The following is a 26,310-nucleotide window of genomic DNA, read 5'->3' as shown; positions in this document are numbered from 1 at the left end:
CTAGACGGGACCACCGACATCGGGACCCACGTCCCGGATCCCCGCCGTGTCCTCCGGCCGGACCAGGTGCTGCCACCGGAACCACTTGCGGTCCAGCTCCTCGGCGAGATCCACGTCGAACCGCCGGGCCACGAGCAGGAGCTGCCCCAGCGCGTCCGCGACCTCGCCGCGGAACGCGTCCCGCACCTCGTCGTCGCTAAGGCCCCGGTCGCGCGAGCGGCCGGACAGGTTGAGGAACGCCTGGGTGAGCTCCCCGATCTCCTCGTGGAGCTTGAGCAGGAGCCAGTCGTCGGTGCGTTCCAGCCCGTGGATGCGGGCATAGGCCCGGCTGATGATCTCGACCTCGTCGGAGAGCTTCTGAAGTTCCACGCCGACGAGCGTGCCACAGCCGGGCCCGCGTCCTTACTCGACCGTGACCGACTTGGCGAGGTTGCGCGGCTGGTCCACGTCCAGGCCCTTCGCGGTGGCGAGCGCCATCGCGAAGATCTGCAGCGGCACCACGGCCAGCAACGGCTGGAGCAGCGTGGGCGCCTGCGGGATCCAGAAGATCTCGTCGGCGTACCTGCGCACCTCGTCGTCGCCGTCCTCCGCGATCACGAGGGTCCGGGCGCCGCGCGCCCGGATCTCCTGGATGTTGGAGATGACCTTCGAGTGCAGGGAGTCGCGTCCGCGGGGCGAGGGCACCACGACGAACACGGGCTGCCCGTCGTCGATCAGGGCGATCGGGCCGTGCTTCAGCTCGCCGGCGGCGAAGCCCTCGGCGTGGATGTACGCGAGCTCCTTGAGCTTGAGCGCACCCTCCAGAGCCACCGGGAAGCCGACGTGCCGCCCCAGGAACAGCACCTTGTCGGACTGCTCCATGGACCGGGCCGTCGCCCGCACGTACTCGCCGCGCTCGATGACCGTCTGGATCTTGCGCGGCATGGCCCGCAGCTCGTCGAGCAGCGTGGCGATCTCGTCGGGGAACTTGTTGCCGCGCAGCTGGGCGAGGTACAGGCCCAGCACGTAGGCGGCGGTGATCTGCGCGAGGAACGCCTTGGTGGAGGCGACGGCGATCTCGGGGCCGGCGTGCGTGTAGAGCACGGCGTCCGACTCACGCGGGATCGTGGAGCCGTGGGTGTTGACGATCGAGATCACCTTGGCACCCTGCTCGCGCGCGTGCCGCACGGCCATCAGGGTGTCCATGGTCTCGCCGGACTGCGTGACGGCGACCACGAGGGTGCGCTCGTCGACGATCGGGTCGCGGTAGCGGAACTCGTGCGCCAGCTCGACCTCGACGGGGATGCGGCACCAGTGCTCGATCGCGTACTTCGCCACGTGCCCGGAGTAGGCGGCGGTACCGCACGCGATGACGATGATCTTGTTCACGGCGCGCAGGATCGACTCGTCGATGCGCAGGTCGTCCAGCACGAGCGCGCCCGCGGCGTCGGTCCGGCCGAGCAGCGTGTCGGCCACGGCCTGCGGCTGGTCGTGGATCTCCTTGTCCATGAAGGAGTCGAAGCCGCCCTTCTCGGCGGCCGCGGCGTCCCAGTCCACGGTGTAGCGCTTGGCCTCGGCGGGCTTGCCGTCGAAGTCGGTCACGGCCACCGACGTGGGCGTGATGGTCACGACCTGGTCCTGCCCCAGCTCCAGCGCCTCCTTGGTGTGCGCGATGAACGCGGCGACGTCGGAGCCCAGGAAGTTCTCGCCCTCGCCGAGCCCCACCACCAGCGGGGAGTCGTGCCGGGCGCCCACCACGGTCTCGGGAGCGTCGGCGTGCACGGCGAGCAGCGTGAAGGTGCCCTCCAGGCGACCGGCGGCGGCGGTCATGGCGGCCGTCAGGTCGCCCGTCTCGCGGTACGCCTTGGCCACCAGGTGGGCGGCCACCTCGGTGTCGGTCTCGGAGCGGAAGACCACGCCGTCGGCCAGCAGCTCGGCCTTGAGCTGGGCGAAGTTCTCGACGATGCCGTTGTGGATGACGGCGAGCCGGTCGCCGTCGGCCAGGTGCGGGTGGGCGTTCGCGTCGGTGGGGCCGCCGTGCGTGGCCCAGCGCGTGTGCCCGATGGCGGCGGTCGCCTCCGGGAGCGGGTCCTGGTCGAGCACCTCGATCAGGTTGGCGAGCTTGCCCGACTTCTTGGCCCACGCGACCCCGTCCAGGCCGGGCGCGACGAGCGCCACGCCCGCCGAGTCGTAGCCGCGGTACTCGAGGCGGCGGAGCCCCTCGAGGGCCACGTCAAGGGGCGTGCCAGACGGCGAGGCCGCGCCCGAGGCGATGCCGTCCGCGATTGACGCAGCTGTTCCGGTGTAACCGACGATCCCACACATGCGGGCGAGTCTAACGAGCGTTCAGGTGCACCCCCCTGACTGGGCTCACAGGGCCGGTATCTCACCCCTGAGATCACCTCGGGCCTCGGACGACGCAGATCCGTGCCGCGGGTGGGGCACAATGCTGCAGGTGGTTTCACAGTTCTCGACGACGGACCTCGGGGAGCACCTGCTCGCCCTCGCCCCGTCCTCGCCCTACGTGGATCTCGACAGGGCGGCCTGGAGCCGTCTGTCGGCATCCACCCCGCTGCCGCTGACCGACGACGACGTCGAGCGCCTGCGCGGACTCGGTGACCCGATCGACCTCGCCGAGGTCGACGCGATCTACCGCCCTCTGTCGCGACTGCTCAACCTCTACGTGCAGGCCACCGGCGGCCTGCACGACGCGACCTCGACCTTCCTGCACGAGGACCCGCCCCGCACCCCCTACGTGATCGGCGTGGCCGGCTCGGTGGCCGTCGGCAAGTCGACGACGGCACGCGTGCTGCGCGAGATGCTCGCCCGCTGGCCCGAGACGCCGCGCGTCGAGCTCATCACGACCGACGGGTTCCTCTACCCGAACGCGGAGCTCGAACGCCGGGGCCTGATGGAGCGCAAGGGCTTCCCGGAGTCGTACGACCGCCGCGCCCTGATCAGGTTCCTGTCCCGGATCAAGGCCGGCCAGTCCGAGGTGCGGGCCCCCGTGTACTCGCACGTGATCTACGACATCGTGCCCGAGCTGGAGGTGGTGGTGCGCAAGCCCGACGTGCTCATCGTCGAGGGACTGAACGTGCTGCAGCCTGCGCGCCCGTCCGCCGTCGACGAGTCGACCGTCGCGGTGAGCGACTTCTTCGACTTCTCGATCTACGTGGACGCCCGCACCCGGAACATCCGGCAGTGGTACGTGGAACGGTTCCTGGAGCTGCGCCGCACGGCGTTCACCAAGCCGGACTCCTACTTCAAGCGGTACGCGTCGCTCTCCGACCAGGAGGCCACGGACAAGGCCCTGTCGATCTGGGAGTCGATCAACGCGCCGAACCTGGAGAAGAACATCCTGCCGACGCGCGGCCGCGCCACGCTGGTCCTCACCAAGGGCTCGGACCACGCGGTGCAGCGGGTCCGGCTCCGCAAGCTCTAGCGGCTCACCGCTCGTTCGCGGACCGGTCCGCGTCGTCGACCCGGTGGACGTACTCGCGGACCATCTCGGTGGCGCCCGCCGGGACGGCGATCTTCTCGCCGTCCGGGCCGGCCTCGCCGTCCGCGTCCTCGTCGAGGTGCCGGTGGGAGAACCAGCCCACGACCTTGTCCACGATGAAGCCCATCGCGACACCCAGCACGACACCGATCACGATCGCCAGCAGCGGCTCGTGCCCGAGCCACTGGGCCGCTACCAGACCGATGCCCGCGGAGTACAGGGCCCACATGACCGCCGCAATCGCGGCGATGAACATGAACCTCCGCCGCGGGTAACCGACGGCGCCCGCCGTCATGTTCACGGCCACGCGGCCGATCGGCACGTAGCGCGCCGCGAGGATGAAGGACGCGCCGCGGCGGGTCAGCGCCCGCTCCGCCCAGTCCACGGCCCGGCGCCCCCGGGCCGAGCGCAGGAACGGGACACGGTCCGTGCCGATCATCTTGCCGATCTGGTACGCGATCTGGTCCCCCACCCAGGCGCCGGCCGCCGCCGCGATCAGCACCAGCCACATCCAGGGCGTACCGGTGCTGTGGGCCGACACGGTCAGCGTGATGACCACGGACTCGCTCGGCAGCGGCGGGAAGAACCCGTCGATCGTCGCGAAGGCGAACATGGCCGGGTAGATCCACGGCGAGGCGGCCATCGCGAGGATCCATGCCTCGGTGGCGCTCAGGACGGTGGAGATGAGTTCGAGCACGGGACCTCGGGGAGTCTCGGCCGGGCACTACCCGGGGGGCGGAGGAGGGCACCTCATAGTGCCTACTGCCAGAGTACGCAAGGGGGCCCCCTGAAACGCATCAGGGGACCCCCTGGTACAACCCCGCTTCCCAAGGTTTCACGGGCCGTTCACGTCAGAGCGCGAGCCGCTCCCGCACGACGGCGGCAAGGTCCTCGGCCACCTTGTCCGCCTCGTCCTGCGCCGGGGCCTCGACCATGACGCGGACCAGCGGCTCCGTGCCGGACTGCCGCAGCAGCACCCGCCCGGTGTCCCCCAGGCGAGCCGTCGCGTCGGCCACGGCCGCCTGGACGCCCTCGTCGGTACCGGCGCGGGACTTGTCCACTCCGCGCACGTTGACCAGCGTCTGCGGCAGCCGCTCGATCTCACCCGCAAGATCACCCAGGCGCTTGCCCGACGCCTTGACCCGGGCCGCGAGGTGGAGCGCCGACAGGACGCCGTCGCCGGTGGTGGCGTGCTCGGCCAGGATGATGTGGCCCGACTGCTCGCCACCCAGGCCGTAGCCCTTGGCGCGCATCTCCTCCAGCACGTACCGGTCGCCGACGGCGGTCTGCACCGTCGTGATGCCCCGCTCCCGCATCGCGAGGATCAGGCCCAGGTTGCTCATCACCGTGACGACGAGGGTGTCGCCCGGCAGGCGGCCCTCCTCCTTGAGGGCGGTGGCCAGGATGCCGAGGATCTGGTCGCCGTCCACGATCTTGCCGGTGTGGTCGACGGCGAGGCAGCGGTCGGCGTCGCCGTCGAACGCCACGCCGAAGTCGGCCTCCGAGGCCACGACGACGGCCTGCAGCTGCTCCGGGTGCGTCGAGCCGCACTTCTCGTTGATGTTCCGGCCGTCCGGGCTGGCGTTCATCACCACGACGTCCGCGCCCGCGGCGCGCAGCGCCTCCGGGCCGACCTCGCTCGCCGCGCCGTTCGCGCAGTCCAGCGCGATGCGCAGGCCCTCCAGCGGCCGGTGGTCCGGGGTGGTGCCGACGCTGTCCGTCAGGTGCCGCACGTAGCGCTCGGCGGCCGCCTGGCCGTCGGTACGGATGCGGCCGACGTCGGCCCCCGTCGGGCGCTCCCAGTCGTCCCCGAGCGTCGCCTGGATGGCATCCTCGACGGCGTCGTCGAGCTTGAGCCCGCCCCGGGCGAAGAACTTGATGCCGTTGTCGGGCATCGGGTTGTGCGAGGCGGAGACCATGACGCCGAGGTCGGCCTCCAGCTCCGTCACCAGGTACGCCAGCGCGGGCGTCGGCAGCACGTTCAGCATCACCACGTCCACGCCCGCGGACGCCAGTCCGGCGGCGACCGCCCCGGCCAGGAACTCGCCCGACGCACGCGTGTCCCGCCCGACGACGGCCCGCGGTCGCGGGCCCAGCAGCTCACCCTGCGCGGTCAGGACCCGCGCCGCCGCGGCACCCAGCTCCAATGCCAGCTCCGCGGTGATGTCCTTGTTGGCGAGGCCCCGAACTCCGTCGGTGCCGAACAGCCTGCCCATGCGCGTTCTCCTCAGCTCGTTCCCGATCCCACCGTAGTGGGCGCCGGCGGGTGCCGGTTCCGCTCCCTGCCCCTGCAAAAGCAGGTGGCCCCGCTGAACAGTTCGACACTGTCCGGCGGGGCCACCCGGCCAAGCGCTCTGATCAGCGCTTGGAGTACTGCGGAGCCTTGCGGGCCTTCTTGAGACCGGCCTTCTTGCGCTCGACCTTGCGGTCGTCACGCGTGAGGAAGCCGGCCTTCTTGAGCTCGGCGCGGTTCGCGTCCTCGTCGATGGCGTTCAGCGCACGGGCGATGCCCAGGCGCAGCGCACCGGCCTGCCCCGACGTGCCGCCACCCGTGATGCGGGCGATGACGTCGAAGCGGCCCTCGACCTCGACCAGGTTCAGCGGCGAGTTGACCAGCTGCTGGTGCACCTTGTTCGGGAAGTAGTCCTCGAGGGTGCGGCCGTTGATCTTCCAGGTGCCGGTACCGGGGACGAGGCGCACGCGCGCCACGGCCTCCTTGCGGCGCCCGAGGGCCTGGCCCGGGGCGGTGATGGACGAACCGCGCGTCGCCGGCGCGGCAGTCTCGGTGGTGTAGTTGCTGGGCGCCTCGGCGCCCTGCTCGAATTCGACGGTGGTCTCGGCCACTGTGATGTCCTCGCGTCCTTCGCGTTGCGATCCGGCAGCGGCCTCAGGCCTGCTGCGAAACCTGGGTGATCTCGAACGGCTTGGCCTGCTGCGCCGTGTGCGGGTGCTCAGAGCCTGCGTAGACCTTCAGGTGGGTCATCTGCGTCCGACCGAGCGAGGTCTTGGGGATCATGCCGCGCACGGCCTTCTCGATGGCGCGCTCCGGCTTGGTGTCCAGGAGCTCGCCGTACGGGGTGGCCGTGAGACCGCCCGGGTAGCCCGAGTGGCGGTAAGCCAGCTTGGTCTCGCGCTTGTTGCCGCTCAGCGCGACCTTGTCCGCGTTGATGACGATGACGAAGTCACCGCCGTCGACGTGCGGGGCGAAGGTCGGCTTGTGCTTCCCGCGCAGCAGGGTTGCGACCTGGCTTGCCAGGCGGCCCAGGACGACGTCGGTCGCGTCGACGACGTACCAGTCGCGCTGGACGTCGCCGGGCTTGGGGGTGTACGTACGCACGGTTCGTAACCTTTTCGTTTGCGGTGTCGTCGGGCGAGAAGCGGCGCCCGATGAGTCAGATCGTTGTGCGCGGGGGTCAGAATGACGTCCGGGCCGGTCGTCGGCACTCGAGTGGGCTCGGTGCCGACGCAGGACGTCGTGACAAAGCACAACGACTCATTAGGGTACCTGGCAGTTTCCCCGGGGGTCAAAGCGTAGGCGCACCACGGTGCCGTTCCCGGGCATGAGGTTCGCCACGTCGGCACTCCGGCCCCGGCACTCTGGCGTCTGCGCCGAACTGGTGTCACGGTAGGACCATGACCGAGGAAACCCCAGCCACCATGCCTGGACCGGACGGTATCGCCGAGGGCGACACCGACCAGCTCCCGACCGAGGACACCCTGTACAGCCGTGGTCCCAAGGACTTCCTCGACGAGGGCTACTCCCCGCCGGACCGCCCGCGCTCGAACCACTGGGGCGAGACCTCGTGGGAGGAGCGGCAGGGCGAGCCGATGGACCAGCGCCTCAGCGAGGAGGAGCCGGACATCTGGCAGGACGACCCGCTCGACCGCGCCGACACGTCGCGCGCGGGCCGGCTCGTCTCCGACCCCGACGCCGACCCCGGGAGCTACGCGGCCGAGGACGGCAACCGCGAGAACGACCTGTACGGCACCGACGCGGGCATCGACGGCGCGGGCGCGAGCGCCGAGGAGGCCGCGGTCCACTGGGTCGAGGAGCCGTGACCGGAGCGCAGCAAGGCACTCGCCCGTAGCGGAGCGCAGGTCACGGCTCCTCAGAAGGTAGGGAGCCGTGACCGGAGCGCCAGCGCATCCGCTGTTCGCGCTCGTCGAGACCCTCGTGCGGTCCCGACAAGCTCGACCAGCGGTTCCGTTCTATCCCGGCGGGGCAGCCACCTGCTCGTCCCAGACGTCCTCGTCCATCCGCTTCGCCTTGACCGCCTCGGCCCGGGCCGCGAGCTCGGCGTCCGCCGGGTAGCTGATCTCCTCCAGGCACAGCCCCTCGGGCGGCACCACGAGGACGCCGGCCTCCCGCCGCCGGCTCGCCAGGAGGTCGGCCGGCCAGCTCACCGGACGGCGCCCCTCCCCCACCGCGATCGACGCCCCGACGAGCGCGCGCACCATGTTGTGGCAGAACGCGTCGGCCACGACGTGCGCCACCACGAGCCCGGCGTCCGGCCCGTCGACCGGCCGTTCCCAGGCCATGCGCTGCAGCTCCCGGATGGTCGTCGCCCCGGGCCGCGGCTTGCAGTAGGCGGCGAAGTCGCGCACCCCCGTCAGCGGGCGGACCGCGGCGTCCATGGCGTCGGCGTCCAGCGGCTTCCGGGTCCACAGCACGTGGCTGCGGCGCAGCGGGTCGCGCAGCGCGACGTCGTCGGCGATCCGGTAGGTGTAGCGGCGGCGCAGCGCTGAGAAGCGCGCGTCGAAACCCGCAGGCGCGGGCGCGGCCCGCCGCACGACCAGGTCTCCGGGGAGCACGCCCCCCAGCCGGGTCACGAGCGACGCCCCGGGCGCGCGGTCGGACCGGCCGGGCAGCGCGACCCAGGCCTCGGGGTCGATGTCGACGTGCGCCACCTGGCCCCGTGCGTGGACGCCGGAGTCGGTGCGGCCCGCGACCGTGAGGCGGGGCGCCGGGAGGCCGCGCGGCTCGGTCCGCAGCACCTGGGCGAGGCCGCCCTGGAGGGTCCCCTCGACGGTGCGCAGGCCCGGCTGGCGGGCCCAGCCCGCGAAGTCGGTGCCGTCGTAGGCAAGGTCGAGGCGGACCCGGATGAAGTCGTTCACGTCAGCCATCTTCCCCGATGCCCCCGCGAGGGTTCGTACAGTGACGTCATGGCAGACACCCTCACGCTCGCGGTCGACTGTGGCGGCGGCGGCATCAAGGCGGCCGTCCTCGACACGTCGGGCACGGCCCACGCGACCCCCGTCCGGGTGCCGACCCCCTACCCGCTGCCGCCGGAGCTGCTCGTCGACACGATCGCCAAGATCGCCACCGACCTGCCCGCCGCGGCACGGGTCACGGTCGGCATGCCGGGCATGATCCGCAGCGGCGTCGTGGTGCACACGCCGCACTACATCACCAGGTCGGGGCCGCGGTCCCGCGTGGTCCCCGCGCTCCAGGAGGCGTGGAGCAGCTTCGACATGCAGGCGGCGGTCGCGGCACGCCTGGGGCTGCCCGCCCTCGTCCTGAACGACGCCGAGGTGCACGGCGCGGGCGTCGTCGCGGCGTCGGGCCTGGAGCTGGTCATCACGCTCGGTACGGGCCTGGGCACGGCGATGTTCCACGGCGGGCGGATCGCGCCCCACCTGGAGTGGTCGCACGCCCCCGTGCGCCGCAGCCTCACGTACGACCAGTACATCGGCGAGCCCGAGCGGCGCCGGCTCGGGGACGGGCTGTGGTCGCGGCGCGTGGTCACCGTCGTGGACGGGCTGCGGCCCGTCTTCCACTGGGACCGGCTGTACATCGGCGGCGGCAACGCCCGCTGCATCACGCCGTCGGCGCTGGCCCGGCTGGGCGACGACGTCGTCATCGTGCCCAACTCCGCCGCCCTCGTGGGCGGCGCGCGCGCCTGGGACCTCCCGCCGTCCTGACCCACCGACGACGACGCCGGGCCGCACCCTCCGTACGGAAGGTGCGGCCCGGCGTCGTGCAGGGAGGAAGGGGGCTCAGGCCTCCTTCTTCTCCTCCGTGGTCTCCTCGGCGGGAGTCTCCTCGGCGGGGGCGTCCTTGACGTCCTCGGCGGGGGTCTCCTCCACGGGAGCGTCCTCGACGGGCGCGTCCTCGACCGGAGCAGCCTTCTCGGTGGCCTTGGTGGCCTCCTTGACGACGGCCTGCTTGGGGCTCACGGGCTCGGTCACGAGCTCGATGACCGCCATCGGCGCGTTGTCGCCCTTGCGGGTGCCGATCTTGGTGATGCGCGTGTAGCCACCGTTGCGCTCGGCCATGGCCGGGGCGATCTCGGTGAACAGCGTGTGGACCACGCCCTTGTCGCGCACGACGGTGAGCACGCGGCGGCGGGCGGACAGGTCGCCCTTCTTCGCGAACGTGATCAGACGCTCGGCCAGCGGACGCAGGCGCTTGGCCTTGGTCTCGGTGGTCGTGATGCGGCCGTGCTCGAAGAGCGAGGTCGACAGGTTCGCGAGGATCAGACGCTCGTGAGCCGGGCTACCGCCGAGCCGTGCGCCCTTGGTGGGGGTAGGCATTGCTTGTCTCCTTGAATGTGGTTCCGCGCACCCGGCCTAGGCCGGGTGCGGGACGTCAGTACGACTGCTCGTCGCTGCCGTAGGCCGCGGAGTCGCCACCCTCGAAGTACGAGGCGCCGGCCGGATCGAAGTCCAGCGGCGAGTCCTTGAGGCTGAGGCCGAGCTCGGCCAGCTTCTCCTTGACCTCGGTGATCGACTTCGCACCGAAGTTGCGGATGTCGAGCAGGTCCGCCTCGCTGCGGGCCACGAGCTCGCCCACCTGGTGGATGCCCTCGCGCTTGAGGCAGTTGTACGAACGGATGGTGAGGTTGAGCTCCTCGATCGGCAGCGCCAGGTCCGCGGCCAGCGCGGTGTCCGTCGGCGACGGGCCGATCTCGATGCCCTCGGCCTCGACGTTCAGCTCACGTGCCAGGCCGAACAGCTCGACCAGGGTCTTGCCAGCCGATGCGAGCGCGTCGCGAGGCGTGATCGCCTGCTTGGTCTCGACGTCGACGATGAGCTTGTCGAAGTCGGTGCGCTGCTCGACTCGGGTGGCCTCGACCTTGTACGTGACCTTGAGGACCGGCGAGTAGATCGAGTCGACCGGGATGCGCCCGATCTCCGCGTCGAACTGCTTGTTCTGCGCGGCGGACACGTACCCACGGCCCCGCTCGACGGTCAGCTCGATCTCGAGCTTGCCCTTGTCGTTGAGGGTGGCGATGTGCAGGTCGGGGTTGTGGACCTCGACCCCCGCCGGCGGAACGATGTCCGCGGCGGTCACGGTGCCGGCGCCCTGCTTGCGCAGGTACATCACGACGGGCTCGTCGTTCTCCGAGGAGACGACGAGGTTCTTGATGTTGAGGATGATCTCGGTGACGTCCTCCTTCACGCCCGACACGGTGCTGAACTCGTGCAGCACACCGTCGATACGGATGGACGTGACAGCCGCGCCCGGGATGGACGACAGCAGGGTGCGACGCATCGAGTTGCCGAGCGTGTAGCCGAAGCCAGGCTCGAGCGGCTCGATGGAGAAGCGGGAACGGCTCTCCGAGATGACCTCTTCGGTCAGCGTGGGGCGCTGTGCGATGAGCACTGTGGGTGTCCTTTCAGTGTGCGTCCGCTATATGACGCATCACGGCCTTGCGATCTCTCGCAGCCCGGGCGGATCTCTGTCACCGTCCGGGCGGGTTGCTCACCTCATGAGGTGAGCGGGCGCCGCGATCGCGGTGCGGCCCCGCGGCCCTGGGGCCGCGCGCCGCACCGCGTCGCGACAGACGTACGTCAGACGCGGCGACGCTTCGGGGGGCGGCAGCCGTTGTGCGCCTGGGGCGTCACGTCCTGGATCGAGCCGACCTCGAGGCCGGTCGCCTGGAGCGAGCGGATGGCGGTCTCGCGACCGGAACCCGGGCCCTTCACGAAGACGTCGACCTTCTTGACGCCGTGCTCCTGCGCGCGGCGGGCGGCCGACTCGGCGGCCATCTGCGCGGCGTACGGGGTGGACTTGCGGGAGCCCTTGAAGCCGACGTGGCCGGCAGAGGCCCACGACACCACGGCACCGGACGGGTCGGTGATCGAGATGATCGTGTTGTTGAAGGTGGACTTGATGTGCGCCTGGCCGAGCGGGACGTTCTTCTTGTCCTTGCGGCGCGGCTTACGGCCGGCGGCGGCGCGAGTCTTGGGAGGCATCTGTTCTGTAATCTCCTGGTCTGATCGGACCGGGGCGGTCTCAGCTCGATGAGCCGACCGCTCCACGGACTGCTATCAGCGGGCCTTCTTCTTGCCCGCGACGGTGCGCTTGGGACCCTTGCGGGTGCGCGCGTTGGTCTTGGTGCGCTGACCACGCACCGGCAGGCCGCGACGGTGGCGCAGGCCCTGGTAGGTGCCGATCTCGACCTTGCGGCGGATGTCGGCCGCGACCTCACGGCGGAGGTCACCCTCGAGCTTGAAGTTGCCCTCGAGGTAGTCGCGGAGCGCAACGAGCTCGGCGTCGCCGAGGTCCTTCACGCGGACGTCCGGGCTGATGCCCGTGGCGGCCAGGGTCTCCTTCGCGCGGGTACGACCCACACCGAAGATGTAAGTGAGCGCAACCTCAAGCCGCTTGTCGCGGGGGAGGTCGACGCCGATAAGACGTGCCATGTGCCTTCCGGCTCCTGTACTGCTCGTCGGAGGTCTGCCGCACCGCCATCCCGCGATTCTTCGCGGGCCCCGGCCTCCGGACCGAGGGTTCCCCTGCCCTGCGCGGTTGCCCGCGGGGCGTGGTTCGAGGTGGTGCGCTGGTGGTGGCCTCAGCCACCGGCCCGGGCGTGTGCCCGGAGCGTGATCAGCCCTGGCGCTGCTTGTGGCGCAGGTTGTCGCAGATCACCATGACGCGACCGTGCCGGCGGATCACCTTGCACTTGTCGCAGATCTTCTTGACGCTCGGCTTGACCTTCATCGGGTTTTCCTCCGCCACGAACGTCCGGTCTCCCGGTGCGCGCGCAGCAGTGTCGTGGGTGGTCGATCGTACGGCGACGTCCTCCGCGGCCAGGCCGTGGGTGACGCAGCCCCGGATCGGGGACTGACTACTTGTAGCGGTAGACGATCCGGCCGCGGGACAGGTCGTACGGGCTGAGCTCCACCACCACGCGGTCCTCGGGGAGGATCCGGATGTAGTGCTGACGCATCTTTCCCGAGATGTGCGCGAGAACCTTGTGACCGTTCGACAGCTCGACGCGGAACATCGCGTTCGGCAGAGCCTCGATCACACTGCCCTCGATCTCGATGACACCGTCCTTCTTTGCCATATCCTCCGCTAACTCTCGTCGTGACTGCTTCCACGCCCACGGCACCGCAGGAGACCTGCGAGACCGTCAGTCGGGTGTGGATGTCGCGTGTGTCCGTGTACCGCCTACCTCGTGTGCCTCGGCCTGCGCCCCGCATGCGCGGGGACCGGCAGGCGCCGTCGGCACCCTTTCAAGATCTGGAGGCGTTGGACGGACTACACCCAGCGATCTATCTTACGTCAGTTCGTAAACCATTCAAAGCGAAGACCGCCGACGGCGCACGTCCGGCGCGTGAGCCTCGCCACGCGGGGCGCCTCAGAGGTCGTACTCGACCCCCGGCAGACCGATCATCGTGTGGGGCAGGCTGTCCACGAAGAAGTACAGCATCGGGAGCCAGCCGAGCACGATGCCCAGGCCGAGCGCCACGAGCACGGGCCGCCCGCGGGTGACCCAGACCCAGATCCCGAACAGCCACACCACGATGCCGAGCAGCAGGACCGACTCCCACACGAGGAGCGAGGTGCCGAAACCGAGCACGATCCCGACCCACAGGTAGGGACTCGGGGCGAGCCTGCGTCCCCAGACGGCGAGCCAGCGCCCGAGACGGCGCAGCCCTCGTCCGAGCGCCGCCGGGACCCGCGCGTACCACCGCCCGCGCGCCCGCCCCGGCACGGCGCGCGCCGGCGCCCGGGCACCGGTGTCGGGCAGGGTGTGCGCGTCGTCGGTCACGGGCCGATCCTAGCCAACTGACTGGGCCTTAAATAGCCCCCGGGGTGAAGTTTCTCAGCCGAGGTCGACGGGCCGCACGCCGAAGTCGGCGAGGCGCTCCGCTCCCCCGTCGACGGCCGTCAGGACGACGATGCCGTCCGCCATGATCGCCGTCGAGTGCTCCCAGTGGGCCGCGCGCGAGCCGTCGGTCGTGACCACGGTCCAGTCGTCCGCGAGCACCTTGGTCTCGCCGCCGCCTCGGCTGATCATCGGCTCGATGGCGAGGCACATGCCGGGCCGCAGGCGCGGGCCCGACCCGGAGGTCCGGTAGTTGTGCACGTCCGGGGGCTGGTGCATGGCGGTGCCGATGCCGTGCCCCACGTACTCCTCGACGATCCCGTACTCGGTGCCGGTGAACTCCCCGGCCAGCTCGACGGCGGTCTCGACGGCCTCGCCCACGGCGTTGAGCCGCTTGGCCGACGCCAGGGACGCGATGCCGGCCCACATGGCCGTCTCGGTCGCCCGGACGAGCGCGATGTCGGCGAGATCCGCTCCGGCGGCGACCAGGGCGTCGTCGGGCAGGCGGTGGTCCAGGGCGCCCTCGGGGCCCAGGACGAACGAGATCGCCGAGTCGCCGTGCCAGCCCTCGACGATCGCGCCGCAGTCGATCGAGACGAGGTCACCCGCGGCGAGCACCCGGCTGCCCGGGATGCCGTGGATGACCTCGTCGTTGACCGAGGCGCAGATGACCGCAGGGAAGCCGTGGTAGCCCAGGAACGACGGCTTGGCGCCGGCCGCCTCGATCGTGCGCGCGGCGACGGCGTCGAGGTCGGCGGTGGTCAGGCCGGGCCGGGCAGCCGCCCGGACCGCGGCGAGCGTGTCGGCGACCACCAGACCGGCGCGCCGCATGAGGCGCACCTGGTCCGGTGTCTTGTACTCGATCCGCTCCCGGCCGAAGACCACCGCTCAGCCCAGCTGGGTCGCGAGCGAGGCGACGATGCGGTCGGTGACTTCGGCGATCTCGCCGACGCCGTCCACCTTGGCCAGCAGCCCTCGCTCCGCGTAGGCCGCGGTGAGGGGTGCCGTCTCGCTGTAGTAGATGTCGAGGCGCCGGGCGATCCCCTCGGGGGTGTCGTCCTCGCGCCCCTCTTCGTCCGCACGCTTGGCGAGGCGCTCCATGAGCACGTCCCGCTCCGCGGTCAGCTCGATCACGCCGTCCAGCTCCCAGCCGAAGCCGGCCAGCGCGGCGTCCAGCTCGCTGACCTGGGCCGCGTTGCGCGGGTAGCCGTCGAGCAGGAAGCCGGCCTTGACGTCGTCCTGTCCCAGGCGGTCGCGAACCATGGCGTTGGTGACCTCGTCCGGAACGAGCTCGCCCTTGTCGATGTAGGCCTGCGCCGTGTTGCCGAGGTCCGTGCTGTCCTTGATGTTGGCCCGGAAGATGTCACCGGTGGAGATCGCCACGATCCCGAAGACCTCGGCAAGGCGCGCTGCCTGCGTGCCCTTGCCGACGCCCTGCGGGCCCATGATGACCAGGCGGGTGACCTGGCCCTCCCGGTCCGGACGAGCGTGCAGCTCGCGGCGAGTGGCGGTGGTGGGAGTCTGGCTCAACGGAGGAATCCTTCGTAGTGGCGCTGCTGCAGCTGGGAGTCGATCTGCTTGACCGTCTCCAGCCCGACGCCGACCACGATGAGGATCGAGCTACCGCCGAAGGGCAGGTTGGTGCTGACGCCAAGGAAGACGAGCACCAGCGTCGGGATCAGCGCGATCAGCGCGAGGTACAGGGAACCGGCGGAGGTGATCCGGGTGATCACGAAGTCGAGGTACTCCGCCGTGGGGCGGCCGGCCCGGATGCCGGGGATGAAGCCGCCGTACTTCTTCATGTTGTCCGCGACCTCGTCCGGGTTGAACGTGATCGAGGTGTAGAAGAAGCAGAAGAAGATGATCATCAGCGTGTAGATCGCGATGTACAGCGGCGACGACTGCTGGACCAGGTTGTTGGAGATCCAGATGACCCACTCGGAGCTCTGGTCCCCGAACTGGGCGAGAAGCCCCGGGATGGCGAGGATCGACGCCGCGAAGATCACGGGGATCACGCCGGACATGTTGATCTTGATCGGGATGTACGTGCTGGTGCCGCCGTACATGCGGCGGCCCACCATGCGCTTGGCGTACTGCACCGGGATGCGGCGCTGCGACTGCTCGACGAACACCACGAGGCCGATGACCAGGATGATCACGAGGACCATGATCGTGAAGTTCACGACGCCGTTGGCGCCACCGGCGATCGACCAGAGGGAGGTCGGGAAGCTGGCCGCGATCGACGTGAAGATCAGGAGCGACATGCCGTTGCCGACGCCGCGCTCGGTGATGAGCTCGCCGAGCCACATGACCAGGCCGGTACCAGCGGTCATGGTGATGACCATGAAGATGGAGGTCAGGATGCTGTCGTCCGCGATGACGTCCAGGCCACAGCCGCTGAAGAGCAGGCCCTGGCGCGCCGTCGTGATGACGGTCGTCGACTGGAGGATCGCGAGGGCGATCGTCAGGTAGCGCGTGTACTGGGTCAGCTTGGTCTGGCCCGACTGGCCCTCCTTGTGCAGGGCCTCGAAGCGCGGGATGACCACGCGAAGCAGCTGCACGATGATGCTGGCCGTGATGTACGGCATGATCCCGAGGGCGAAGATCGACAGCTGCAGCAGCGCGCCGCCGCTGAAGACGTTGATCAGGCCGAGCAGGCTGTCGTTGTCCGCCTGCGCGATACATTGCTGCACGTTCGCGTAGTCCACGCCCGGAGTCGGGATGAACGACCCGAGGCGGAAGATCGTCATGATGGCGATCGTGAACAGCAGCTTGCGCCGCAGGTCTGGCGTCCGGAAAGCCCGGCCGAAAGCGCTGAGCACCCTATCCTCCTGGCCCGCCGTTGCGGGATCTAGTGTCGCCGGCGGGACGCCGGCGAGGTGAGTCGAACGTGGGCCAGACCACAACGGTGCAGCCAGACCGTGTCGGATTCTACGTTGCTTACGAGGTCCGTTGGACCACGTTCGCTCCCGGAAATACTCAAGAGAGCACACAGGGCCGGCCGCGCTCACGCGCCGCCGGCCCTGTCAGCTGTCTCAGGCCTCCGAGACCGTACCGCCGGCCGCCAGGATCTTCTCCTTGGCGGACGCCGAGACGCGGTCGACCGCGATCTCGAGCTTGACGGTGATGTCGCCGTTGCCGAGCACCTTCACGGGCTGGCCCTTACGGACCGCGCCCTTCGCGACCAGGTCCTCGACGGTGACGGAGCCACCCTCGGGGAACAGCTCGGAAAGCTTGTCCAGGTTCACGACCTGGAACTCGACGCGGAACGGGTTCTTGAAGCCACGGAGCTTCGGAAGGCGCATGTGCAGAGGCATCTGCCCACCCTCGAAGCCCGCGGGGACCTGGTAACGAGCCTTCGTACCCTTGGTACCACGGCCTGCCGTCTTACCCTTCGAGCCCTCACCGCGACCCACACGGGTCTTCGCGGTCTTGGCGCCGGGGGCCGGACGGAGGTGGTGGACCTTCAGCGGCTTGTTCTCCGCCATGATCACTCGACCTCCTCGACGGCGACGAGGTGCGCCACCGTCTTGACCATGCCACGGATCTCCGCGCGGTCCTCCTTCACGGCGGTGTCGCCGATCCGCTTGAGGCCGAGCGTCCGCAGCGTGTCACGCTGGTTCTGCTTGCCGCCGATGGCGGACTTGGTCTGAGTCACCTTCAGTCGAGCCATCACGCACCCGCCTTTGCAGTCGACTCGGCACGACCGGCGGCCTGCGCGCGGAGCAGCGCGGCCGGGGCCACGTCCTCCAGCGGGAGCCCACGACGAGCGGCAACTGCGGCCGGCTCCTCGAGACCCCGCAGGGCCGCGACCGTGGCGTGCACGATGTTGATCGCGTTGGACGAACCGAGCGACTTGCTCAGCACGTCGTGGATGCCGGCGCACTCCAGCACGGCGCGGACCGGACCACCGGCGATAACACCGGTACCCGGGGACGCCGGACGCAGGAACACGACACCGGCAGCGGCCTCACCCTGGATGGGGTGCGGGATGGTGCCCTGGATGCGAGGGACGCGGAAGAAGTTCTTCTTCGCCTCCTCGACACCCTTGGCGATAGCCGCGGGCACCTCCTTGGCCTTGCCGTAGCCGACGCCGACGGTGCCGTCGCCATCGCCCACCACGACGAGCGCGGTGAAGCTGAAGCGACGGCCGCCCTTGACGACCTTGGCGACGCGGTTGATGGAGACGACCTTCTCGACGAAGGCGCTCTTCTCCTCGCGACCGCCGCGGCGGTCGTCGCGACGCCCGCCGCCACGGCGGTCGTTACGGTCCTTGTTCTCGGTGGCGGCACCCTGGGGGGCGCCGCTGCGCTGCCCTGCAGCCATCAGAGAGTCCTCTTCTTCCGTGCGTTTGTCATCACAGGGCCAGACCGCCCTCGCGGGCGCCGTCAGCCACAGCAGCGACGCGACCGTGGTACTTGTTGCCGCCGCGGTCGAACACGACGGTGTCGACGCCGACAGCCTTGGCACGCTCGGCGACGAGCTCGCCGACCTTGCGGGCCTTGGCCGTCTTGTCGCCGTCGAACGCACGCAGGTCGGCCTCGAGGGTCGACGCCGAGGCGACGGTCTTGCCCACGCTGTCGTCCACGATCTGCGCGACCATGTGGCGCGCGGAGCGGGTGACAACCAGACGGGGACGAACGGCGGTGCCGGTGATCTTCTTGCGCAGGCGCAGGTGACGACGCTGGCGAGCGACGGACTTGCCCTTGCCCAGGATCTTGATAGCCATCGTCACTTACCAGCCTTTCCGACCTTGCGGCGGACGTTCTCGCCGGCGTAGCGCACGCCCTTGCCCTTGTAGGGCTCGGGCTTGCGGATCTTGCGAATGTTCGCTGCGACCTCGCCGACCTGCTGCTTGTCGATGCCCGAGACCGAGAACTTGGTGGGGCTCTCGACAGCGAACGTGACACCCGCGGGGGGTTCGATGACAACGGGGTGGCTGAAGCCCAGTGCGAACTCGAGGTTCGAACCCTTCGCCACGACACGGTAACCAGTACCGACGATCTCGAGCTTCTTCTCGTAGCCCTCGGTCACGCCCGTGATCATGTTGGCGATCAGGGTGCGGGTGAGGCCGTGCAGCGCACGGGAGTTCCGCTCGTCGTCCGGGCGGGACACCACGAGCTGGGCGTCCTCCTGGGCGACATTGATGGGTGCGGGCACGGTGTGCTCGAGAGAACCCTTGGGGCCCTTCACGGTCACGAGCGCGCCGCTGACAGTGATGTCCACGCCGGCCGGGACCGGAACGGGAAGCTTGCCGATTCGAGACATTGGCGTTTTCTCCTTTCCGGATTACCAGACGTAGGCGAGGACTTCGCCGCCGACGCCCTTGGCCTGTGCCTGGCGGTCGGTCAGCAGGCCGGAGGACGTGGACAGGATCGCCACGCCCAGGCCGCCGAGGACCTTGGGCAGTTCGGTGGACTTGCGGTAGACGCGCAGGCCGGGCTTCGAGATGCGGCGCACGCCCGCCAGGGCGCGCTCCCGGTTCTGGCCGTACTTCAGCTCGAGCGTGAGGGACTTGCCCACCTGGGCGTCCTCCACGGACCAGCCGGCGATGTAGCCCTCGGCCTGCAGGATCTCAGCGATGTGCGTCTTCAGCTTCGACGACGGCATGGTGACCGTGTCGTGGTGCGCCGAGTTCGCGTTACGCAGACGGGTCAGCATGTCTGCGATCGGGTCGGTCATAGTCATCGGGCTCTTGCCCTTCCTCGCCGGGGTATCCGAACGGCCTCGTGTGGCCGGACAGACCTACGGCGTAGTTGTGTTACCAGCTGCTCTTGGTGACGCCGGGAAGCTCGCCACGGTGGGCCATCTCCCGCACGCAGATACGGCACAGGCCGAACTTGCGGTAGACGGAGTGCGGGCGACCGCACTTCTGGCACCGGGTGTAGGCGCGAACCGCGAACTTCGGCTTGCCGGCCGCCTTGTTGATCAGGGCCTTCTTCGCCATGTCAGTTCTCCTTGAAGGGGAAGCCGAGACGGCGCAGCAGGGAGCGGCCCTCGTCGTCGGTCGTCGCCGTCGTCACGACCGTGATGTCCATCCCGCGGACCCGGTCGATCTTGTCCTGGTCGATCTCGTGGAACATCGACTGCTCCGTGAGACCGAAGGTGTAGTTGCCGTGCCCGTCGAACTGCTTGGGCGACAGACCGCGGAAGTCGCGGATACGCGGCAGAGCGGTGGACAGCAGGCGGTCGAGGAACTCCCACATGCGGTCGCCGCGGAGCGTGACGTGCGCACCGATCGGCATGCCCTCGCGCAGCTTGAACTGAGCGATGGACTTACGGGCCTTGGTGACCTGCGGCTTCTGACCGGTGATCGCCGAGAGGTCGCGGATCGCGCCCTCGATGAGCTTCGAGTCCTTGGCCGCGTCGCCCACACCCATGTTCACGACGATCTTCGTGAGACCGCCGGCCTGGTGCAGGTTCTTGTGGCCGAACTCCTCGATCAGCGCCGAGAGGATCTCCTCGCGGTACTTCTGCTTGAGGCGCGGCTGGGCCGGGGCCTCGATGGTCGTCTCGGTCATCAGATGTCCTTCCCGGAGCGCTTCGCGACGCGGATCCGGACGGTCTTGGTACGACCGTCCCGCTCCACCTGCTCGAGGCGGTACCCGACACGGGTGCCCTTCTTGGTCTCCGGGTCGACGATCATCACGTTGCTCACGTGGATCGGCGCCTCGACCGTCTCGATGCCACCGGTGCGGGTGCCGCGCTGCGACTGGCCCACCTTGGTGTGCTTCGTGACGCGCTGCACGCCCTCGACCACGAGACGGTCGGAGTCCTTCAGGACCTCGAGCACGCGGCCGGTCTTGCCCTTGTCGCGACCCGAGATCACGATGACCTGGTCGCCCTTCTTGATCTTCGCCATGGTCAGAGCACCTCCGGAGCCAGCGAGATGATCTTCATGAACCGCTTGTCACGCAGCTCACGACCCACCGGGCCGAAGATGCGGGTGCCGCGAGGCTCGCCGTCGTTCTTCAGGATGACGGCGGCGTTCTCGTCGAACTTGATGTAGGAACCGTCCGGACGACGGCGCTCCTTGGCGGTCCGGACGACGACGGCCTTGATGACGTCGCCCTTCTTCACGTTGCCGCCCGGGATCGCGTCCTTGACGGTGGCGACGATGGTGTCGCCGATTCCGGCGTAGCGACGGCCGGAGCCACCGAGAACGCGGATGCAGAGAATCTCCTTGGCACCCGTGTTGTCGGCGACCCGAAGTCGCGACTCCTGCTGGATCATTTGAGTGAACTCCTGTCGTCGAACTGGTTCTCGCGCGGACTGCTTCCGGCGAGCCTGGCCGAACGGATAGTTGCTGTGCTGGGGGCGCCACGCGTACGTGTGTCACGCACCGCCCCCAGCGGGAAGAGAAGTCTTACTTGGCCTTCTCGAGGATCTCCACGAGCCGGAACCGCTTGGTGGCGGACAGCGGGCGGGTCTCCATGATCAGAACCAGGTCGCCGATGCCGGCGCTGTTCTGCTCGTCGTGCGCCTTGACCTTCGTGGTGCGACGGATGACCTTGGCGTAGAGGGGGTGCTTCACCCGGTCCTCGACCTCGATCACGATGGTCTTGTCCATCTTGTCGCTCACCACGTAGCCACGGCGCACCTTACGCGTCGCGCGCTGGGCCTCGGGGGCCTCAGCAGCAGTCGTGTTGTCGCTCATTGCCTCACTCACTCACGCTCGGAGCCGTACGGATGCCGAGCTCGCGCTCGCGCAGGATCGTGTAGATCCGGGCGATGTCGCGACGCACGGCCTTGAGACGACCGTGGCTCTCGAGCTGGCCGGTCGCCGACTGGAAGCGGAGGTTGAACAGCTCCTCCTTGGCTTCCTTCAGCTTGCCGACGAGAGTCTCGTCGTCCATGCCGTCCAGATCGATCGGGGCGAGCCCCTGGGTACCGATAGCCATCAGACACCACCCTCGCGCACCACGAAACGGCACTTCATCGGGAGCTTGTGCATCGCGCGGCGCATGGCCTCGCGAGCAAGGGACTCGTCCACGCCGGCCAGCTCGAAAACGATGCGGCCCGGCTTGACGTTGGCGACCCACCACTCCGGCGAACCCTTACCGGAACCCATGCGGGTCTCGGCAGGCTTCTTCGTCAGCGGACGGTCGGGGTAGATGTTGATCCACACCTTGCCGCCACGCTTGATGTGGCGGGTCATTGCGATACGCGCCGCCTCGATCTGGCGGTTGGTGACGTACGCCGGCTCCAGTGCCTGGATGCCGAAGTCGCCGAACGCGATCTGGGTGCCACCCTTCGCCGCGCCGGAGCGCGACGGGTGGTGCTGCTTGCGGTGCTTGACCCTGCGCGGGATCAGCATGGTCAGGCCTCCGTTCCGGTCTCTGCGGCCGGAGCGGCAGCAGCCTGGTCCGCGGGGGCGGACTCGGCGCTACGCTCGGCCGGACGCTCGTTGCGACGACCGCCACGACGGTCTCCGCCGCGCTCGCCACGCTCAGGGCGGTCGCCCCGGCCACGGCCCTGACGGGGCGCGGCTGCAGCCTGCTGAGCGGCGAACTCCTTCTCGGTGGTCTCGCCCTTGTAGATCCACACCTTCACGCCGATGCGGCCGAAGGTGGTGCGGGCCTCGTAGAAGCCGTAGTCGATGTACGCGCGGAGCGTGTGCAGGGGCACGCGGCCCTCGCGGTAGAACTCCGAACGGCTCATCTCGGCGCCACCGAGGCGGCCGGAGACCTGCACGCGGATACCCTTCGCGCCGGCGCGCTGGGCGGACTGCATGCCCTTGCGCATCGCACGACGGAAGGAGACACGGCTGGCGAGCTGCTCGGCGATGCCCTGAGCAACCAGCTGCGCGTCGATCTCCGCGTTCTTGACCTCGAGGATGTTGAGCTGAACCTGCTTGCCCGTGAGCTTCTCGAGCTCACCGCGGATGCGGTCGGCCTCAGCACCACGACGGCCGATGACGATGCCCGGACGCGCCGTGTGGATGTCCACGCGGACGCGGTCGCGGGTGCGCTCGATCTCGACCTTGGAGATGCCGGCACGCTCGAGGCCGGTGCCCATGAGCTTGCGGATCTGGACGTCCTCACGGACGTAGTCGCGGTACCGCTGACCAGGCTTGGTGCTGTCGGCGAACCAACGCGACCGGTGGTCGGTGGTGATACCGAGGCGGTACCCGTGCGGGTGAACCTTCTGTCCCACTATCGGGCCCCTTCCTTGTCGGCGAGCACCACGGTGATGTGGCTGGTGCGCTTGAGAATGCGCGTTGCACGTCCCTGAGCCCGCGGGCGGAACCGCTTGAGCGTCGGCCCCTCGTCGACGAACGCGACGGAGACGACCAGGTCGTTCTCGTCGAAGCGCTCGCTGGCGCGGTCGGCCTTCACCCGAGCGTTGGCGATCGCGCTCTCCACAACCTTGCGGATCGGCTCGCTGGCGGCCTGCGGTGCGAACTTCAGCACCGCGACGGCCTCAGAGGCCTGCTTGCCACGGATGAGGTCCACGACGCGCCGGGCCTTCTGGGGCGTGACACGGACGAACCGCGCCTGCGCCTTGGCTTCCATTGCTGTCCTGCTTCCTTTTCTCAGACAGTCCAGGTCATCACTGCTGTTGGGTGGGGTGACCCCACGCCTCAGCGGCGACGACCCTTCCTGTCGTCCTTCACGTGGCCGCGGAAGGTCCGCGTGGGAGCGAACTCGCCGAGCTTGTGGCCGACCATCGCCTCGGTCACGAAGACCGGGACGTGCTTGCGACCGTCGTGCACGGCAAAGGTGTGACCGAGAAAGTCGGGCGTGACGACCGACCGACGGGACCAGGTCTTGATGACATTCTTGGTCCCCTTCTCGTTCTGGACGTCCACCTTCTTCTGGAGGTGGCCGTCGACGAAGGGGCCCTTCTTCAGGCTACGAGGCATGTTTCAGGCTCCTATCAGCGCTTCTTGCCGGTACGACGGCGACGGACGATCATCCGGTCGCTCGACTTGTTCGGGCGGCGGGTACGACCCTCCGCCTGGCCCCAGGGGCTGACCGGGTGACGACCACCGGACGTCTTACCCTCACCACCACCGTGGGGGTGGTCGACCGGGTTCATGGCGACACCACGGACGGTCGGGCGCTTGCCCTTCCAGCGCATGCGGCCGGCCTTGCCCCAGTTGATGTTCGACTGCTCGGCGTTGCCGACCTCGCCGACCGTCGCGCGGCAGCGCAGGTCGACGTTGCGGATCTCGCCGGACGGCATGCGCAGCTGCGCGTACGGGCCGTCCTTGGCAACGAGCTGCACCGACGCACCGGCCGAGCGGGCGATCTTCGCGCCGCCACCGGGCCGGAGCTCGATGGCGTGGATGACCGTACCGGTCGGGATGTTGCGCAGCGGCAGGTTGTTGCCGGGCTTGATGTCGGCGCCTGCACCGGCCTCGATGCGGTCGCCCTGCGACAGCTTGTTCGGCGCGATGATGTAGCGCTTCTCGCCGTCCGCGTAGTGCAGGAGCGCGATGCGAGCCGTGCGGTTGGGGTCGTACTCGATGTGAGCGACCTTCGCGGGCACGCCGTCCTTGTCGTGGCGACGGAAGTCGATGACGCGGTAGGCGCGCTTGTGGCCACCGCCCTTGTGCCGCGTCGTGATACGACCGGTGTTGTTACGGCCACCGGTCTTGCTCAGCGGCCGGATCAGAGACTTCTCCGGCTGCGAGCGCGTGACCTCGACGAAGTCGGCGACGCTGGAGCCGCGGCGGCCGGGCGTCGTCGGCTTGTACTTACGGATTCCCATGGAAACCTGTCCTCAATCGTCTCTCGTCAGCTCAGCCGACCGGACCGCCGAAGATGTCGATCGTTCCCTCGCGGAGGGTGACGATCGCACGCTTCGTGTCCTTGCGCTTGCCGAGGCCGAAACGCGTGCGACGCGTCTTGCCCTTGCGGTTGATCGTGTTCACCGAAGCGACCTTGACGCTGAAGACCTTCTCGATCGCGATCTTGATCTCGGTCTTGTTGGCGCTCGGGTCCACGATGAAGGTGTACTTGCCCTCGTCGAGAAGGTTGTAGCTCTTCTCGGAGACGACCGGCGCGAGCAGGATGTCGCGCGGGTCCTTCACGGTGACGCTCACTTGGCGGTCTCCTCAGCGGTCTCGGCCTCGGTCTCCGTGGCGACAGCCTTCGCGCCCTTGGCGGGGCCCTCGAGGAACGCGGCGAGCGCGCCCTCGGTGAAGATCACGTCGTCGGAGACGAGCACGTCGTAGGTGTTCAGCTGGTCAGCGACCAGGAGGTGCACCTCGGGAACGTTGCGGAGCGACTTGATCGTCGTCTCGTCGTCACGCTGCGTCACGACGAGCACGTTCTCGCGCTCCGTGAACTTCTTGATCGTGGCGAGTGCCGTCTTGGTCGACGGAACGCCCTCGATGCCGAAGCCGGCGACGACGTGCACGCGACCGGCGCGGGCGCGGTCGGAGAGCGCACCGCGGAGCGCGGCGGCCTTCATCTTCTTCGGGGTGCGCTGGTCGTACTTGCGCGGCTGCGGGCCGTGGACGGTGCCACCACCGGCGAACTGCGGGGCGCGCGTCGAACCCTGGCGGGCGCGACCGGTGCCCTTCTGCTTGTACGGCTTGCGGCCACCACCACGGACCTCGCCACGAGTCTTCGTGGAGGCCGTGCCCTGGCGGGCGGCTGCGCGCTGCGCAACGACCACCTGGTGGATCAGCGGGACGTTCACGGCGACGTCGAACACCTCAGAGGGGAGCTCGGCGGTGCCGGACTTCTTGCCCTGGGCGTCCAGGACGTCGACAGTCAGAGCGGTCATCGGTTTCACGCTCCCTTCGCGGCGTTACGCACGAGGACGACGCCACCCTTGGGGCCGGGAACCGCGCCCTTGACGAGCAGCAGACCCTTCTCGGCGTCGACCGCGTGAACGGTCAGGTTCTGGGTGGTCTGACGGGCGTTACCCATCCGACCGGCCATCCGCAGGCCCTTGAAGACTCGCGACGGCGTCGAGGCGCCACCGATCGAGCCGGGCTTGCGGTGGTTGCGGTGTGCACCGTGCGAGGCGCCCACGCCGGAGAAGCCGTGACGCTTCATGACACCGGCGGTGCCCTTGCCCTTGGTGGTACCGACCACGTCGACCAGGGCGCCGGCCTCGAAGGCCTCGGCGGTGATCTCCTGGCCGAGCGTGAACTCGGACGCGTTCTCGGTGCGGACCTCGGCCACGTGACGGCGCGGCGTCACGCCGGCCTTCTCGAAGTGGCCCTTGAGGGGCTTGGTGACCTTGCGGGGGTCGACCTGGCCGGCCGCGAGCTGAACAGCCGCGTAGCCGTCGGCGTCCACCGTACGGATCTGGGTCACCACGTTGGTGCCCACGGAGACCACGGTCACCGGCACGAGGCGACCGGCCTCGTCCCAGAGCTGGGTCATACCGAGCTTCGTGCCGAGCAACGCGGTCACGTTCTTCTGCTGGTTGGTCATGATGTCCCCTCCAGCCTCAGAGCTTGATCTCGATGTTCACGTCCGCCGGCAGGTCGAGTCGCATGAGCGAGTCGACGGCCTTGGGCGTGGGATCGATGATGTCGATGAGCCGCTTGTGCGTACGCATCTCGAAGTGCTCGCGGCTGTCCTTGTACTTGTGAGGCGACCGGATCACAACGAAGACGTTCTTCTCCGTCGGCAGCGGCACCGGACCCACGACCGTCGCACCAGCGCGAGTGACCGTGTCGACGATCTTGCGCGCCGAACTGTCGATCACCTCGTGGTCGTAGGACTTGAGCCGGATGCGGATCTTCTGTCCCGCCATGGCGTCGTCTGACTCTCTCTCTCGAACCGCTACTGTCCGACCCACGCA

At 69.1% G+C, this 26,310-nt stretch carries 41 protein-coding genes; 3 read left to right on the top strand and 38 right to left on the bottom strand.

Annotation, left to right across the window (positions count from 1 at the left end):
* Complete coding sequence (locus tag ACH47X_RS14180) at positions 1-369, bottom strand: pyrophosphatase (protein WP_397405218.1); 369 nt, start codon at positions 367-369, stop codon at positions 1-3.
* Between the two features lie 33 nt (positions 370-402).
* On the bottom strand, positions 403-2,304 hold the full coding sequence (gene glmS / locus ACH47X_RS14175; RefSeq protein WP_397405216.1) for a glutamine--fructose-6-phosphate transaminase (isomerizing): 1,902 nt from the start codon (positions 2,302-2,304) through the stop codon (positions 403-405).
* 121 nt (positions 2,305-2,425) lie between these two features.
* On the opposite strand from glmS, the gene coaA reads away from it, so the two are divergent.
* Positions 2,426-3,421, top strand: coding sequence for a type I pantothenate kinase (coaA, locus tag ACH47X_RS14170; RefSeq protein WP_051433040.1), 996 nt, complete (start codon positions 2,426-2,428; stop codon positions 3,419-3,421).
* A 4-nt stretch (positions 3,422-3,425) separates the two neighbouring features.
* Here coaA and ACH47X_RS14165 read toward each other — a convergent pair whose 3' ends face one another.
* The 4 genes from ACH47X_RS14165 to rplM all read right to left on the bottom strand — a co-directional run bounded on the left by ACH47X_RS14165 (position 3,426) and on the right by rplM (position 6,815).
* Positions 3,426-4,175: a DedA family protein gene (locus ACH47X_RS14165; protein WP_397405214.1), complete on the bottom strand. Its 750-nt coding sequence runs from the start codon at positions 4,173-4,175 to the stop codon at positions 3,426-3,428.
* A 154-nt stretch (positions 4,176-4,329) separates the two neighbouring features.
* Positions 4,330-5,694: a phosphoglucosamine mutase gene (gene glmM, locus ACH47X_RS14160; protein ID WP_397405212.1), complete on the bottom strand. Its 1,365-nt coding sequence runs from the start codon at positions 5,692-5,694 to the stop codon at positions 4,330-4,332.
* A 142-nt stretch (positions 5,695-5,836) separates the two neighbouring features.
* Positions 5,837-6,322, bottom strand: coding sequence for a 30S ribosomal protein S9 (gene rpsI, locus ACH47X_RS14155; protein WP_036964600.1), 486 nt, complete (start codon positions 6,320-6,322; stop codon positions 5,837-5,839).
* A 43-nt stretch (positions 6,323-6,365) separates the two neighbouring features.
* Positions 6,366-6,815 (bottom strand): 50S ribosomal protein L13, encoded by a 450-nt coding sequence (gene rplM, locus ACH47X_RS14150; RefSeq protein WP_020016145.1) that lies wholly within the window; start codon positions 6,813-6,815, stop codon positions 6,366-6,368.
* Between the two features lie 296 nt (positions 6,816-7,111).
* Between rplM and ACH47X_RS14145 the strand changes: the two genes are divergently transcribed.
* On the top strand, positions 7,112-7,537 hold the full coding sequence (locus ACH47X_RS14145; protein ID WP_397405209.1) for a DUF5709 domain-containing protein: 426 nt from the start codon (positions 7,112-7,114) through the stop codon (positions 7,535-7,537).
* 150 nt (positions 7,538-7,687) lie between these two features.
* Here the strand turns inward: ACH47X_RS14145 and ACH47X_RS14140 are convergent, their stop codons facing one another.
* A complete protein-coding gene (locus ACH47X_RS14140) occupies positions 7,688-8,602 on the bottom strand; it encodes a tRNA pseudouridine synthase A (protein ID WP_397405207.1) in 915 nt (304 codons plus the stop codon).
* A 39-nt stretch (positions 8,603-8,641) separates the two neighbouring features.
* Here ACH47X_RS14140 and ACH47X_RS14135 point away from each other — a divergent pair, with 39 nt between their 5' ends.
* On the top strand, positions 8,642-9,400 hold the full coding sequence (locus tag ACH47X_RS14135) for an ROK family protein (RefSeq protein WP_397405205.1): 759 nt from the start codon (positions 8,642-8,644) through the stop codon (positions 9,398-9,400).
* A gap of 75 nt (positions 9,401-9,475) precedes the next feature.
* Here ACH47X_RS14135 and rplQ read toward each other — a convergent pair whose 3' ends face one another.
* The 31 genes from rplQ to rpsJ all read right to left on the bottom strand — a co-directional run bounded on the left by rplQ (position 9,476) and on the right by rpsJ (position 26,262).
* Positions 9,476-10,012 (bottom strand): 50S ribosomal protein L17, encoded by a 537-nt coding sequence (rplQ, locus tag ACH47X_RS14130; RefSeq protein ID WP_397405203.1) that lies wholly within the window; start codon positions 10,010-10,012, stop codon positions 9,476-9,478.
* 55 nt (positions 10,013-10,067) lie between these two features.
* A complete protein-coding gene (locus ACH47X_RS14125) occupies positions 10,068-11,084 on the bottom strand; it encodes a DNA-directed RNA polymerase subunit alpha (RefSeq protein WP_036964595.1) in 1,017 nt (338 codons plus the stop codon).
* A gap of 188 nt (positions 11,085-11,272) precedes the next feature.
* Entirely contained in the window at positions 11,273-11,677 is a 405-nt protein-coding gene (rpsK, locus tag ACH47X_RS14120; RefSeq protein ID WP_020016139.1) for a 30S ribosomal protein S11, read from the bottom strand.
* 75 nt (positions 11,678-11,752) lie between these two features.
* On the bottom strand, positions 11,753-12,127 hold the full coding sequence (gene rpsM, locus ACH47X_RS14115) for a 30S ribosomal protein S13 (RefSeq protein ID WP_036964594.1): 375 nt from the start codon (positions 12,125-12,127) through the stop codon (positions 11,753-11,755).
* A 184-nt stretch (positions 12,128-12,311) separates the two neighbouring features.
* A complete protein-coding gene (gene rpmJ, locus ACH47X_RS14110) occupies positions 12,312-12,425 on the bottom strand; it encodes a 50S ribosomal protein L36 (RefSeq protein WP_003956441.1) in 114 nt (37 codons plus the stop codon).
* 127 nt (positions 12,426-12,552) lie between these two features.
* Positions 12,553-12,774 (bottom strand): translation initiation factor IF-1, encoded by a 222-nt coding sequence (gene infA / locus ACH47X_RS14105; RefSeq protein WP_020016137.1) that lies wholly within the window; start codon positions 12,772-12,774, stop codon positions 12,553-12,555.
* Positions 12,775-13,068: 294 nt separating this feature from the next.
* Positions 13,069-13,482 carry a hypothetical protein gene (locus ACH47X_RS14100; RefSeq protein WP_397405201.1) on the bottom strand — a complete coding sequence of 138 codons (414 nt, stop codon included), beginning with the start codon at positions 13,480-13,482 and terminating at the stop codon, positions 13,069-13,071.
* 54 nt (positions 13,483-13,536) lie between these two features.
* Complete coding sequence (gene map, locus ACH47X_RS14095; RefSeq protein ID WP_397405199.1) at positions 13,537-14,424, bottom strand: type I methionyl aminopeptidase; 888 nt, start codon at positions 14,422-14,424, stop codon at positions 13,537-13,539.
* A gap of 3 nt (positions 14,425-14,427) precedes the next feature.
* A complete protein-coding gene (locus tag ACH47X_RS14090) occupies positions 14,428-14,985 on the bottom strand; it encodes an adenylate kinase (RefSeq protein WP_397405445.1) in 558 nt (185 codons plus the stop codon).
* An 80-nt stretch (positions 14,986-15,065) separates the two neighbouring features.
* Positions 15,066-16,361 (bottom strand): preprotein translocase subunit SecY, encoded by a 1,296-nt coding sequence (secY, locus tag ACH47X_RS14085; RefSeq protein WP_036964591.1) that lies wholly within the window; start codon positions 16,359-16,361, stop codon positions 15,066-15,068.
* A 213-nt stretch (positions 16,362-16,574) separates the two neighbouring features.
* Positions 16,575-17,027 (bottom strand): 50S ribosomal protein L15, encoded by a 453-nt coding sequence (rplO, locus tag ACH47X_RS14080; protein WP_142032750.1) that lies wholly within the window; start codon positions 17,025-17,027, stop codon positions 16,575-16,577.
* Positions 17,028-17,029: 2 nt separating this feature from the next.
* The gene (gene rpmD, locus ACH47X_RS14075) at positions 17,030-17,212 is read right to left on the bottom strand and encodes a 50S ribosomal protein L30 (RefSeq protein ID WP_020016131.1); all 183 of its coding nucleotides are present in this window, start codon (positions 17,210-17,212) and stop codon (positions 17,030-17,032) included.
* On the bottom strand, positions 17,212-17,865 hold the full coding sequence (rpsE, locus tag ACH47X_RS14070) for a 30S ribosomal protein S5 (protein WP_036964590.1): 654 nt from the start codon (positions 17,863-17,865) through the stop codon (positions 17,212-17,214). Before rpsE ends, rpmD begins: the two co-directional genes overlap by 1 nt.
* Before the next feature lie 31 nt (positions 17,866-17,896).
* Complete coding sequence (gene rplR / locus ACH47X_RS14065) at positions 17,897-18,268, bottom strand: 50S ribosomal protein L18 (RefSeq protein WP_026365834.1); 372 nt, start codon at positions 18,266-18,268, stop codon at positions 17,897-17,899.
* Positions 18,269-18,270: 2 nt separating this feature from the next.
* Entirely contained in the window at positions 18,271-18,807 is a 537-nt protein-coding gene (rplF, locus tag ACH47X_RS14060) for a 50S ribosomal protein L6 (RefSeq protein ID WP_026365833.1), read from the bottom strand.
* A 21-nt stretch (positions 18,808-18,828) separates the two neighbouring features.
* Positions 18,829-19,227, bottom strand: a complete 399-nt coding sequence (gene rpsH / locus ACH47X_RS14055; RefSeq protein ID WP_026365832.1) for a 30S ribosomal protein S8 — start codon at positions 19,225-19,227, stop codon at positions 18,829-18,831.
* A gap of 73 nt (positions 19,228-19,300) precedes the next feature.
* Entirely contained in the window at positions 19,301-19,486 is a 186-nt protein-coding gene (locus ACH47X_RS14050; RefSeq protein WP_020016126.1) for a type Z 30S ribosomal protein S14, read from the bottom strand.
* 1 nt (position 19,487) lies between these two features.
* Positions 19,488-20,060 carry a 50S ribosomal protein L5 gene (gene rplE / locus ACH47X_RS14045; protein ID WP_020016125.1) on the bottom strand — a complete coding sequence of 191 codons (573 nt, stop codon included), beginning with the start codon at positions 20,058-20,060 and terminating at the stop codon, positions 19,488-19,490.
* Positions 20,060-20,401 (bottom strand): 50S ribosomal protein L24, encoded by a 342-nt coding sequence (rplX, locus tag ACH47X_RS14040; RefSeq protein ID WP_020016124.1) that lies wholly within the window; start codon positions 20,399-20,401, stop codon positions 20,060-20,062. The genes rplE and rplX overlap by 1 nt, the downstream gene beginning before the upstream one ends.
* A gap of 2 nt (positions 20,402-20,403) precedes the next feature.
* Positions 20,404-20,772: a 50S ribosomal protein L14 gene (rplN, locus tag ACH47X_RS14035; protein WP_020016123.1), complete on the bottom strand. Its 369-nt coding sequence runs from the start codon at positions 20,770-20,772 to the stop codon at positions 20,404-20,406.
* Between the two features lie 133 nt (positions 20,773-20,905).
* The gene (rpsQ, locus tag ACH47X_RS14030; RefSeq protein WP_020016122.1) at positions 20,906-21,196 is read right to left on the bottom strand and encodes a 30S ribosomal protein S17; all 291 of its coding nucleotides are present in this window, start codon (positions 21,194-21,196) and stop codon (positions 20,906-20,908) included.
* 4 nt (positions 21,197-21,200) lie between these two features.
* Positions 21,201-21,440 carry a 50S ribosomal protein L29 gene (gene rpmC, locus ACH47X_RS14025; RefSeq protein ID WP_020016121.1) on the bottom strand — a complete coding sequence of 80 codons (240 nt, stop codon included), beginning with the start codon at positions 21,438-21,440 and terminating at the stop codon, positions 21,201-21,203.
* Positions 21,440-21,856, bottom strand: a complete 417-nt coding sequence (rplP, locus tag ACH47X_RS14020; protein ID WP_020016120.1) for a 50S ribosomal protein L16 — start codon at positions 21,854-21,856, stop codon at positions 21,440-21,442. The genes rpmC and rplP overlap by 1 nt, the downstream gene beginning before the upstream one ends.
* Positions 21,857-21,858: 2 nt before the next feature.
* Positions 21,859-22,695 (bottom strand): 30S ribosomal protein S3, encoded by an 837-nt coding sequence (rpsC, locus tag ACH47X_RS14015; protein ID WP_020016119.1) that lies wholly within the window; start codon positions 22,693-22,695, stop codon positions 21,859-21,861.
* Positions 22,695-23,054, bottom strand: a complete 360-nt coding sequence (rplV, locus tag ACH47X_RS14010; RefSeq protein WP_020016118.1) for a 50S ribosomal protein L22 — start codon at positions 23,052-23,054, stop codon at positions 22,695-22,697. Before rplV ends, rpsC begins: the two co-directional genes overlap by 1 nt.
* A gap of 68 nt (positions 23,055-23,122) precedes the next feature.
* Entirely contained in the window at positions 23,123-23,404 is a 282-nt protein-coding gene (gene rpsS / locus ACH47X_RS14005; RefSeq protein ID WP_020016117.1) for a 30S ribosomal protein S19, read from the bottom strand.
* 14 nt (positions 23,405-23,418) lie between these two features.
* Entirely contained in the window at positions 23,419-24,255 is an 837-nt protein-coding gene (rplB, locus tag ACH47X_RS14000) for a 50S ribosomal protein L2 (RefSeq protein ID WP_020016116.1), read from the bottom strand.
* Positions 24,256-24,286: 31 nt separating this feature from the next.
* Positions 24,287-24,589, bottom strand: coding sequence for a 50S ribosomal protein L23 (rplW, locus tag ACH47X_RS13995; RefSeq protein WP_020016115.1), 303 nt, complete (start codon positions 24,587-24,589; stop codon positions 24,287-24,289).
* A complete protein-coding gene (rplD, locus tag ACH47X_RS13990; RefSeq protein WP_142032748.1) occupies positions 24,586-25,278 on the bottom strand; it encodes a 50S ribosomal protein L4 in 693 nt (230 codons plus the stop codon). Before rplD ends, rplW begins: the two co-directional genes overlap by 4 nt.
* A gap of 5 nt (positions 25,279-25,283) precedes the next feature.
* Positions 25,284-25,937 carry a 50S ribosomal protein L3 gene (gene rplC, locus ACH47X_RS13985; RefSeq protein WP_020016113.1) on the bottom strand — a complete coding sequence of 218 codons (654 nt, stop codon included), beginning with the start codon at positions 25,935-25,937 and terminating at the stop codon, positions 25,284-25,286.
* Between the two features lie 16 nt (positions 25,938-25,953).
* Complete coding sequence (gene rpsJ / locus ACH47X_RS13980; protein ID WP_019146773.1) at positions 25,954-26,262, bottom strand: 30S ribosomal protein S10; 309 nt, start codon at positions 26,260-26,262, stop codon at positions 25,954-25,956.
* Between the last annotated feature and the right edge of the window lie 48 nt (positions 26,263-26,310).

Origin of the sequence: Promicromonospora kroppenstedtii, from assembly GCF_044389675.1 — a bacterium.
GTDB lineage: Bacteria > Actinomycetota > Actinomycetes > Actinomycetales > Cellulomonadaceae > Promicromonospora > Promicromonospora kroppenstedtii.
This window is presented reverse-complemented; position numbering and strand designations above follow the sequence as displayed.